We start from the raw sequence: 9189 nt of genomic DNA, 5'->3' as shown, positions 1-9189 counted from the left end.
TTTTTCCCCGCACCTGACCACGAGAAGGTGTCAGCGGGTCGGCATCTGGGCGGCGGCGAACAACGTCGAGATCGCCTATACGCCGACCAACAGTTCCTGGCTGAACCGGATCGAGGCCCAGTTCACGGCCTTGCGCTACTTCACCCTCGACGGCACCGACCACGCCGACCACAAGGAACAGGGCAGCATGATCCGCCGCTACATCATCTGGCGAAACCGCCATGCCGACGACCGACACCTACGCGCCGTCGTCGACAGGGCAAACATTGCCTGACGCGGCACTAGCGGCCGTTGCGGGCTTGTGCGAAGTGACCGAGCGGTATCTCTCCATGATCGAGAACGGGCAACGTACACCTTCACCCAAGGTGCTTGCGCGGATTGCCGCCGAACTGGAAGTTCCGGTCTCCGCGCTGCTTTCCGACGAGCCCCCGGCCAAACCGACTCGCTCTCTCACGGCCGCGCCAGACATCTCCCGAGCCCTCTTGGGAGACAATTCGGCCCGCACCAGGTCCACTGCTGGGCCGACGGAACTACGAGAACGGGTCGAGGCAGCTTGGTGTACTTGGCAGACCAGCGAGGCACGTTTCACTGAGGTGGAAGAGGTTCTTCCGACCCTTATCGCGGATGTGGAGCATTCCGTCCGCGTGCACCGCACCGTGAGCAGCCCGGCGATCCGACGTGGTGTGCTTCGGGTCGCGGCCGATCTGTACGGCCTCCTACGGTCCTACTGTCGCCGGACCGGTCGTCTCGATCTGTCCCTCATGGCAGCGGACAGGGCCAGACGAGCAGCGGAGGACGCCGACGACCCGATCCGCATGGCAGCGGCGCACTGGAACCTGGGACACTGCCTCCTGGGGCAGGGCGGTGAGGGGGCACAAGAAGCCGAAGACGTCGCCCGCCTCGCGATCGAGGACCTTCACTCTGTTCCGGACAGTACGGAGAAGGCCGCCATGCAAGGTGCGTTGGAGCTTGTCTGCGTCGTAGCGGAAGCCCAGCGCAAGAAGTGGTGGGACGCCCGCGCCAGACTGACGGTCAAGGCCACCCCGCTCGGCAAGAGAGCCGGGGACTCAAACACCATGTGGACTGTCTTCGGTCCCACGAACATCCATCTTCACGCCCTCAGCATCGAGATGCTCGCCGGCCAGAGCGCCGAAGGGCTACGCCTGGCTGACGCGGTTGACATCTCCCGGCTTCCCAGCAGGGAGAGGCAGTTCACGTTCACCCTCGACCTCGCACGCTGCTACGACCTGCGCCGGGACGATGCGGCGGTCCTCGTGCACCTCTTGACCCTGGAGGAGCTAAGCAGCCAGGACATGATCCGCAGCGCCCTTGCCGTCGACATGGTGACAGGTCTCCTCCAGCGAGTGCGTCCCATCTACCGTCGCCAAGTGTCCGACCTTGCAGCTCGCCTCGGCATTGGATGACCAACCCGAACTGACAGTTCCCCCGAACTCTCAGTTCGGGTCGTCGGCCTGAAGACGGCCTAGCGTTTCTGCCTCACCGCAGTCACCGATGAGATGAGGCTCAGGTGATGGCAGAGACGCCGAGTGGTACCTCGCGCAAACGCGACTCCACGCGCTCGTGCTGGGAGGCAGTCAAACTTGTTCGGTACTACGGCCTCCAGGTTCTCACTCGGCTGAGCCCTGGCACGGTCGCCGTGGACCCGACGGAGCGTGCGGTCTACTTCTTCGTCACGGCCGGCTGGCCACCGATGAATGACGACCTCAGCATCGCGGCAGAAGTCGCGGCAGAGGTAGAACTCCCGCCTGCTGACCGGCGCACGCCACCGGGACCCTATTGGCTCATTCCGCCCCAGCGAGGGGGGATCGTGCTCACAGACTCGGATCTCCTGCGCTCAGCCCTGTCCGCACAGTTCCCCGAGCTGACGAGAGTACGGATACGGGCGGCGCACCGGCGCCCCGTGCCGTGGGTGGCCGCCCAGACGAACGGCCTTACGAACGAACTTGAACCGCAGCTGACGGTCGCGCATGGGCGGCTGACCCCAATTGAAATGCATCACGCAAGCGGACGGATGGGCAGCCAATCGTCCCAAGCCTCGGCGGCGTCTGTCGCCGGACAACATGGAGACACCCCTCATGTCACCTTTGGCTGCCAATCTGCTGGAGGCGACCTTCCCGGTTCAGTCCGGCGCGACCGGTTCGCCGGACCCCGGTGACCTCTGGCATGTCGGCATAGTGCGCCGTCTGACCCGCGTCTGCCTGGACCGCAGCGGGCTGGGCCGTGTGACCGATGACGCGTCGCTGGTCGTCTCCGAGCTGGTCACCAACGCGGTCGTGCACAGCAACAGCACGCGCGTCACGCTCACTCTCGGCCTTCACGGGCGCTATCTGCTGATCGCCGTCCATGATGGCGGCTCTGCCCGCCGGTGCCCCGAAGTCCGTTACGCGGGTGACGACGAGGAGGGCGGCCGGGGGATGTTCCTCGTGCAGCAGCTCGCCTCCGCGCGCGACGGCGCTTGGGGAACCAGCGACGGCACCACCTGGTGCGCCCTCGCGCGCTGAAACGCCGGGTCTACCACCCTCCACCCTCTTGAGGACTGATCGATGGTTTCCGTTCCCCGGCCGCGTGGCCGACACCTGCGCAAGCGCTCCGTGGATGACCGGCTCCGGCTCGTGCGCCGGAGGTTATGCGCCCGGTACACGGCCTGGCTGGCTGCGGGAGCGGTGGCTCCGTCGGTGGCCTGGGCCGTGAGTGGGGCGGGTGCCGGGGCGGGGTGGTCGGTGGCCGGGGCGGGGGTGGCGGGCGCCGTCGGGTTGCTGCTCGCACACCTACGGGCCGGTAGGGACACCGCAGCCCGTACCGCCGCCCATGCCGCCGAACGGGACGAGTGGAGCGCGCGGGCCGAGGAGCAGGTGGCCCAGGTGCGGTTGCAGTCGTGGGAGTGGCTGAGGCGGTACAAGTCGGCGACGGCGCGGGGCCGTACGGATTTCGCCGTGGTCCTGGGTGCGGTCGGCGAGGGGCGTGTGCCCGCGGTGCCCGCCGCCCCGTCGGCCGGGCGTGTCCCCGATGATCCGTTCCACGCGATGGAACTGCTCCTGTCGCAGACCTGGCAGGAGGCTTCCGCGGACCTGGCGGCGACGGCCCGCAGGCAGCGGGACACGGGCGAGGACGTGATCGCCAGTATCGCGCCCCGACTGAAGAGCCTGGTACTGCGCGCCCTGGGGACTCTGGATGATCTGGAACGGGACACCGAGGACCCGGACCTGCTCGGCGGCCTCTTCCGGGTCGACCATGTGACCACACTGATCCGCCGCTATACCGAGAGCCTGCTGGTGCTGGGGGGCCGTCCGCTGCCCGCCGGCCGGGCACCGGTGCTGCTCTCGACCGCGCTCAGGGCGGCGATCGCGCAGACCGAGACGTTCAGCCGGGCACGTGCCACGTGGCATCCCGGGCCCATCGCGATCGCGCCGCATGCCGGTCCGTCGGTCGTCCACCTCCTCACGGAGCTGATCGGCAACGCGTTGAGTTACAGCGAGCACCAGGTCCTGGTGACCGCGCAGCCCGTCGCGGCGGGACACGTGATCGAGATCGAGGACCGAGGGCTGGGCATGCTGCCCGAGCGGCGGGAGTCGTTGAACCGGCTGCTCGCGCACCCCGAGGCGGCCGACGTGCGGGATCAGTTGGCGGACGGGCGGATCGGTCTGCTCGTCACGGCCCTGCTCGCGCAGCAGCACGGCATTCGCGTCGAGCTGCGCCCGAATCTCCTGGGCGGTACCACGGCGGTGGTGGTTGTGCCGCCGCGCCTCCTGGTCCCTGTTCAGGAGCCGGTACGGGAACCGGCGGACGCGACCGTCACCGGCGCCGGGGTGATGGCGGCCGTGGTGGACGACTGCGCCGCGGCGCCGGGCGGTTTCAGCAGTCCGGAGCCCCCGCCGCGTCATGACCACGCCCCCGTCCCGGCCGGGGCGCGTGATGCCCGCTCCTCCGGCGGGGAATCCCCGTCCCGGCCTGTGCTGCCCCAGCGCACCCGCGGTGCAACATCCGGCAGTCCCGCGCCCGCCCGGCTCGTGGAGACGGGGGCGGAGCCAGGACCCGCCAGCCTCGGACTCGCGGGCGCGTTCAGCGCGGGTCTGCGCTCGGGCTCCGGTACCAACGGCCCGGCGCACTCCTGACCCGTACAGCCACCCCCTCACCCCGGTCCGGGGCGCCCGGCCCCGGGGGGAAACGGAGAGACATCATGCAACGACGAGCCGACGAACTCGCCGACGAACTCAGCGATCTGGGCTGGCTCCTGGATGGATTCGTCACAGCGACCACGGGCGTCGAATGGGCGGTGCTCACGACACGGGACGGTCTTGCCCGCAGCTGCTTCGGGCTGTTGCGCGACCACGCGGATGTCATCGGCGCGCTGGCGTCCGGGCTCCACTCGCTCGGGGAGTCCGCTCCCGAGGTGCTCGGGGCCTGCGCCCGGATCCGGCAGACGGTCCTGGAGTACGACGGGTGCTGGCTCTTCGTGGTCGGCGCGGGGAAGGGCACGCTGCTGGCGGTCCGGGCCGCGGCCAGTGCCGACCCCGGAGTGATCGGGCACGAGATGGGACAGCTCGTGAAGAGTGTCGGGGAGCACCTGGTCACACCCGACCGGTCTCCGTCCGGCACCGAGTCCGTACGGTGAAACCCGTACAAGTGCAGCCCGTACAGGTGCAGCCCGTGCGGTGGGGTTACGCGGCCGACCCGGAGGTCCGCCCGTACGGGCTCACGGGCGGCCGGACCAGCCCGCGGCTGCCGCTGCGGCCGGAATCCCTTCTCCAGACCGGCACCCGGACACCGCCCGGCGCACTCGCCCCTGAGCACCAGCAAGCCGTCCGCCTGTGCCGGGACGGCGGCACGTCGGTCGCCGAGATAGCCGCCGGGCTCGGCCTCCCCCTTCAGGTCACCAAGATCATCGCATCCGACCTGATCGCCTGCGGGGCGCTCGACATGCCCACCCCCGCCGTCGCGGACGGCAGAAACCCTCAGCTCCTGGAGGCGATTCTTGTCCACCTCGAACGGCTCTGACGCCCCGGCCGCCCCAGCCGCCCCGGCCGAGAAGACCCTCGTCGCGAGGACCGTCGTCGCGAAGATCGTCGTCGCGGGCGGGTTCGGCGCCGGGAAGACCACCCTGGTCGGAGCGGTCAGCGAGATCACCCCGCTGCGCACCGAGGAGACCCTGTCCCAGGCCAGTGCCGTCACGGACGACCTGGTCGGCGTCGCGGGCAAGACCACCACCACCGTCACCATGGATTTCGGCCGGATCACCTTCCGTGATCCCGACGTGGTCGTCTTCCTGTTCGGCATGCCCGGCCAGGACCGGTTCCGCCGCACCTGGGGTCTCCTGTCGGAGGGTGCCGTCGGCGCGGTGGTCCTCGCCGACACCCGCCGCCTCCAGGACTCCTTCGCCGCCCTCGCCCACTTCGAAGCGTCCGGACTGCCTTTCATCGTCGCCGTCAACGAGTTCGACACCGCCCACCGCTACAGCGAAAACGAGATCCGCACCGCCCTCGCCCTCCCTGGTCACCTGCCGGTCCTGACCTGCGACGCCCGCAAGGCGCACTCCGCCGCCTCAGTCCTGGTCCGCCTCGTCCGCCACGCCCAGAACCTCGCCACCGGAGCCGGTCTGTGACCTCCATATCCACCCCTGCCGAGCGGGCCCGCCGCCTCGCCGAACTCGGCCTCACCCTCGCCCCCGTCCCCGCTCTCGACACCCTCGCCGGTGAACTCGCCGCGGATCTCAACGCCCCCTACGCCATGGTCAATCTGATCACCGACCGGCAGACCTTCACCGGGCTGCGTACGCCTCCCGGCAGCGACCTGCCACCGGTGGACCGGACCATGAGCCTGGAACACGGCTACTGCCCGGCGCTGCTGGACCGCCGAAAGGCACTGGTCCTCCCCGACGTCTGCGCCGTTCCCCGGTTCGCGGGCAACCCGGTCGTCGACCAGATCGGTATCAGGTCCTACGCCGGTGCGCCCCTGTTCGATCCGGACACCTGCATGGTGCTGGGGACCGTCTGCGCCGTCGGTACCGGAGCGCGCCCGGCCTCCACCGCCCGCGACACCCTTCAGATGATCAAGCGCCACCGTGACCGCGTCTGGCAGGTCCTCGCATCGACAGCCGGATGACCCCACCGCACACACCAGCACAGGAGGGGAACGAGATGACGACCGGGTTCCTGACCGAAGACCACCATCATTTACGTGAGCAGGTGCGCGAGTTCACCGAGGCCGAGGTGGTGCCCCGGGCCGAGGCGATGGACGAGAGCGGTGCCGTGGACCACGATCTCGCCCGCCTGATCGCCGTTCAGGGGTGGATCGGTGTCACCATCCCCTCCGGCTACGGGGGCATGGACGCCGGGCAGGTCGCGAAGACGGTCGTCATCCACGAGCTGTCGAAATCGAGCGCGGCGGCGGGGGCGATCGCGCAGGCGTCCATGCTGGGGGCGGCGGGGCTGATCTATCTCGGCACCGCCGAGCAGAAGGCCGAGTGGCTCCCCGCCGTCGCAAACGGCACCGTCCTGCCGACGATCGCCGTGACCGAGGAGGAGTCCGGCGGACACGTCCTCGGCATGCGCTCCACCGCCCGGCGGGTCAGCAAGAAGTGGTGGGAGATCACCGGCCGCAAGGTCCACATCGGAAACTCGCACGTCGGCCACGTGCACACCGTGGTGGCCCGGACCGGTGACGGCCCGAACGGGCTGACCGCGTTCCTGGTAGAACACGACCGCCCCGGGCTGACGCTCCCCGAGCATCGGCCGGCGATGGGGCTGCGCGGATTCAGCATGGGCGAACTCCACCTCGACCGAGTCCGCGTACCGGCGGCGAACATCCTCGGCGGCATCGGCGGCGGGCTGACGTACGCGTACTCCTCCAGCATCCTCTACGGCCGCCCCAACCTCACCGCCGTCGCCCTCGGCACGATCGACGCCGCCCTCCACGACACCACTGTGTTCGCCCGCGAGCGTCGGCGGTACGGCAAACCGCTCGCCGACCTGCCCGGTGTGCGCTCCAAGGTCGCCCGTATGGAGGCGATCGCCCGCACCGCCCGGCTGGCCGCGTATCACGCCGTCCGCCGCCTGGACCTGGGCGAGGCGTGCGACATGAACCTGATCCACGCCAAGCTCACCGCCGTCACCTCTGCGATCGACACCACCCGCCTCGCCCTCGATGTCCACGGCGCCGCGGGCCTGCGTCTGCCGGTCGCGCGCTACTACCGAGACGCCCCCTGTCTCGTCCCTCCCGCCGGGACCAGCGACATTCAGCTTCACCGCCTGGCCGAACACGTCCTCGGCCCCCGCCGGCCCGACTGGTCCGCCACATTCGCCACACCCCACCGGGGCATCGCACCCGCCGCCTGACCAGCAACGCAACGCCTCACCCCTCAACTCCGTCAGGACGCACCATGCCTCAGACCCTCGAACCCCGGCCCCCGATCCCCCGCCGTGAGGGAAGCTCCGCCGCCCGCCTCTACGCCGCGTACCAGGGCGGCAAGGACGCCTACCAGGCCGACCTGGACATCGCCGCCCGGATCTCCGCCCTCGGCCTCGACCCGGAAGCCATCGCCGTACACAACCGCGCGTTCCACAACCGGGCGGTCCGTCACGCCGCCGGGGAACTCGGCATCCACCAGTTCCTCGACATCGGATGCGGATATCCGGCCGAATCCGGACCCAACACGCACGACATCGTGGAAACCGTCCACCCGGACACCTCGCGCGTGCTGTACGTGGACAACGACCCCCTTGTCCGCGCCCATGCCGACGCCCTCCTGCACAGCGACGGCGACGGCTTCACCGCGGTGACCGAGGCCGACCTCCGCGACCCCGACACCATCCTCGCCGCAGGCCGCCACCACCTCGACTTCACACAGCCCGTCTGCGTCCTCCTCGTCGCCGTCGTCCACTTCCTCCCTGACGCAGACGATCCCCACACCGCCGTCCACACCCTGACGCGCGCACTGCCGCCCGGAAGCTGCATGATCCTCAGCCATGTCACCGACGACTTCGCCCCCGAGATCATGCGACAGGCCGAAGAACTCCTCGCCGGTCAGAAGATCGTCGCCCGCACCCGCCCACGGGCCCGGATCAAGGCCTTCTTCGACGGACTCGACCTCACACAGCCCGGCCTGGTCCCGGTCCACCAATGGCACCAGCCCGATCCCGACATCACGGCAATCCCCGCCGAACGCATCCACACCTACGGCGGCATCGGCCTCACCACATGACCACCCGTCCCGGGGACCACCACCCCGGCTCCGGCGAGGGCCCACAAGTCCGTCACGGCCCGGACCCGGGCCCGGGTCCCGAGGCTCCGGGTCCCCGCCCGTATCGTCTACCGGCCCGGCGAACGGTCCCCGAAGACGACCGTCACCGGGGCGTGGTCGCTCCAGCGCTCCTCGTGGGTCGCCGCCCGTTCGACGTACGCCTTCACGGCCCGTCCGGCGAGCCCCGGTGAGGCGACGGCCAGGTCGATACGCCAGCCGGTGTCGTTGTCGAAGGCGCGCCCCCGGTAGGACCACCAGGTGTACGGGCCCTCCTGGTCCGGGTGGAGGGCGCGGACCACGTCCGCGTACTCCTCGAACACCTCGGAGAGCCATGCGCGCTCCTCGGGCAGGAAGCCGGAGTTCTTCCGGTTGCCGCGCCAGTTCCGCAGGTCCGACTCCCGGTGGGCGATGTTCCAGTCGCCGCAGACCAGGACCTCACGGCCGGCGGCCGCGGACCGGGCCCGGAGTTCGCGCAGATACGGCAGGAACGCGTCCATGAACCGGTACTTCTCGTCCTGCTTCGGCGTGTCCGCCTCGCCCGAGGGCAGATAGAGCGAGGCGACCGTGAGCCCCGGCAGATCCGCCTCGATATACCGCCCGCTGCCGTCGAACTCGTCCGAGCCGAAGCCGACGCGTACCTCGTCCGGCTCGCGGCGGGTGTACAGCGAGACCCCCGCGCGGCCCTTCGCCCCGGCGGGGGCGTGCGCCGTGTGCCAGCCGGCGGGCCGCCGTACCGCCTCGGGCAGCTGCTCCGGCTCGGCCCGCACCTCCTGGAGGCAGACCACATCGGCGTCGGTGGCGGCCAGCCACTCGACGAAGCCCTTCTTGGCGGCGGCCCGCAGGCCGTTCACGTTCACGGAGGTCACGGTGAGCATCAGGGCAGCCTATCCCCGGGCGCCCCTCGGCCATTCGGGGGGAATCCGTACGCTTGT

10 protein-coding genes and 1 pseudogene are annotated in these 9189 nt (G+C 70.0%); 10 read left to right on the top strand and 1 reads right to left on the bottom strand.

Annotation, left to right across the window (positions count from 1 at the left end):
* The 10 genes and pseudogenes from ACIBCM_RS15555 to ACIBCM_RS15510 form a co-directional block, all read left to right on the top strand.
* Positions 1 to 274 (top strand): annotated as a pseudogene (locus ACIBCM_RS15555) (IS630 family transposase); the annotation flags it as partial.
* Positions 222 to 1424: a helix-turn-helix domain-containing protein gene (locus ACIBCM_RS15550; RefSeq protein WP_399243305.1), complete on the top strand. Its 1203-nt coding sequence runs from the start codon at positions 222 to 224 to the stop codon at positions 1422 to 1424. The pseudogene ACIBCM_RS15555 and the gene ACIBCM_RS15550, both read left to right, overlap by 53 nt.
* Before the next feature lie 672 nt (positions 1425 to 2096).
* Entirely contained in the window at positions 2097 to 2522 is a 426-nt protein-coding gene (locus ACIBCM_RS15545; RefSeq protein WP_399243303.1) for an ATP-binding protein, read from the top strand.
* Between the two features lie 186 nt (positions 2523 to 2708).
* Positions 2709 to 4133: an ATP-binding protein gene (locus tag ACIBCM_RS15540; RefSeq protein ID WP_399243301.1), complete on the top strand. Its 1425-nt coding sequence runs from the start codon at positions 2709 to 2711 to the stop codon at positions 4131 to 4133.
* Positions 4134 to 4198: 65 nt separating this feature from the next.
* Positions 4199 to 4633: a roadblock/LC7 domain-containing protein gene (locus ACIBCM_RS15535; RefSeq protein ID WP_399243299.1), complete on the top strand. Its 435-nt coding sequence runs from the start codon at positions 4199 to 4201 to the stop codon at positions 4631 to 4633.
* Positions 4630 to 5016 carry a DUF742 domain-containing protein gene (locus tag ACIBCM_RS15530; RefSeq protein WP_399243297.1) on the top strand — a complete coding sequence of 129 codons (387 nt, stop codon included), beginning with the start codon at positions 4630 to 4632 and terminating at the stop codon, positions 5014 to 5016. The genes ACIBCM_RS15535 and ACIBCM_RS15530 overlap by 4 nt, the downstream gene beginning before the upstream one ends.
* A gap of 64 nt (positions 5017 to 5080) precedes the next feature.
* Entirely contained in the window at positions 5081 to 5620 is a 540-nt protein-coding gene (locus ACIBCM_RS15525; RefSeq protein ID WP_399243343.1) for a GTP-binding protein, read from the top strand.
* Positions 5617 to 6120 carry a GAF domain-containing protein gene (locus ACIBCM_RS15520; protein WP_399243295.1) on the top strand — a complete coding sequence of 168 codons (504 nt, stop codon included), beginning with the start codon at positions 5617 to 5619 and terminating at the stop codon, positions 6118 to 6120. The genes ACIBCM_RS15525 and ACIBCM_RS15520 overlap by 4 nt, the downstream gene beginning before the upstream one ends.
* A gap of 35 nt (positions 6121 to 6155) precedes the next feature.
* Positions 6156 to 7352, top strand: coding sequence for an acyl-CoA dehydrogenase family protein (locus ACIBCM_RS15515; protein ID WP_399243293.1), 1197 nt, complete (start codon positions 6156 to 6158; stop codon positions 7350 to 7352).
* Between the two features lie 44 nt (positions 7353 to 7396).
* Entirely contained in the window at positions 7397 to 8218 is an 822-nt protein-coding gene (locus ACIBCM_RS15510) for an SAM-dependent methyltransferase (RefSeq protein WP_399243291.1), read from the top strand.
* Positions 8219 to 8325: 107 nt separating this feature from the next.
* On the opposite strand, the gene ACIBCM_RS15505 is transcribed toward ACIBCM_RS15510, so the two are convergent.
* A complete protein-coding gene (locus ACIBCM_RS15505; RefSeq protein WP_399243290.1) occupies positions 8326 to 9132 on the bottom strand; it encodes an exodeoxyribonuclease III in 807 nt (268 codons plus the stop codon).
* Positions 9133 to 9189: the final 57 nt, after the last annotated feature.

The sequence above is a fragment of the Streptomyces sp. NPDC051018 genome (assembly GCF_044456085.1).
Taxonomy (GTDB): domain Bacteria; phylum Actinomycetota; class Actinomycetes; order Streptomycetales; family Streptomycetaceae; genus Streptomyces.
The sequence above is the reverse complement of the archived record's forward strand: the minus strand, read 5'-3'. Positions and strand labels throughout refer to the sequence as shown.

What these genes read in the sequence shown, in the direction of transcription:
- ACIBCM_RS15505 (WP_399243290.1), bottom strand. Translation starts at nt 9,132, where the DNA reads ATGCTCACCGTGACCTCCGTGAACGTGAACGGCCTGCGGGCCGCCGCC.
- ACIBCM_RS15545 (WP_399243303.1), top strand. Translation starts at nt 2,097, where the DNA reads ATGTCACCTTTGGCTGCCAATCTGCTGGAGGCGACCTTCCCGGTTCAG.
- ACIBCM_RS15510 (WP_399243291.1), top strand. Translation starts at nt 7,397, where the DNA reads ATGCCTCAGACCCTCGAACCCCGGCCCCCGATCCCCCGCCGTGAGGGA.
- ACIBCM_RS15535 (WP_399243299.1), top strand. Translation starts at nt 4,199, where the DNA reads ATGCAACGACGAGCCGACGAACTCGCCGACGAACTCAGCGATCTGGGC.
- ACIBCM_RS15550 (WP_399243305.1), top strand. Translation starts at nt 222, where the DNA reads ATGCCGACGACCGACACCTACGCGCCGTCGTCGACAGGGCAAACATTG.
- ACIBCM_RS15515 (WP_399243293.1), top strand. Translation starts at nt 6,156, where the DNA reads ATGACGACCGGGTTCCTGACCGAAGACCACCATCATTTACGTGAGCAG.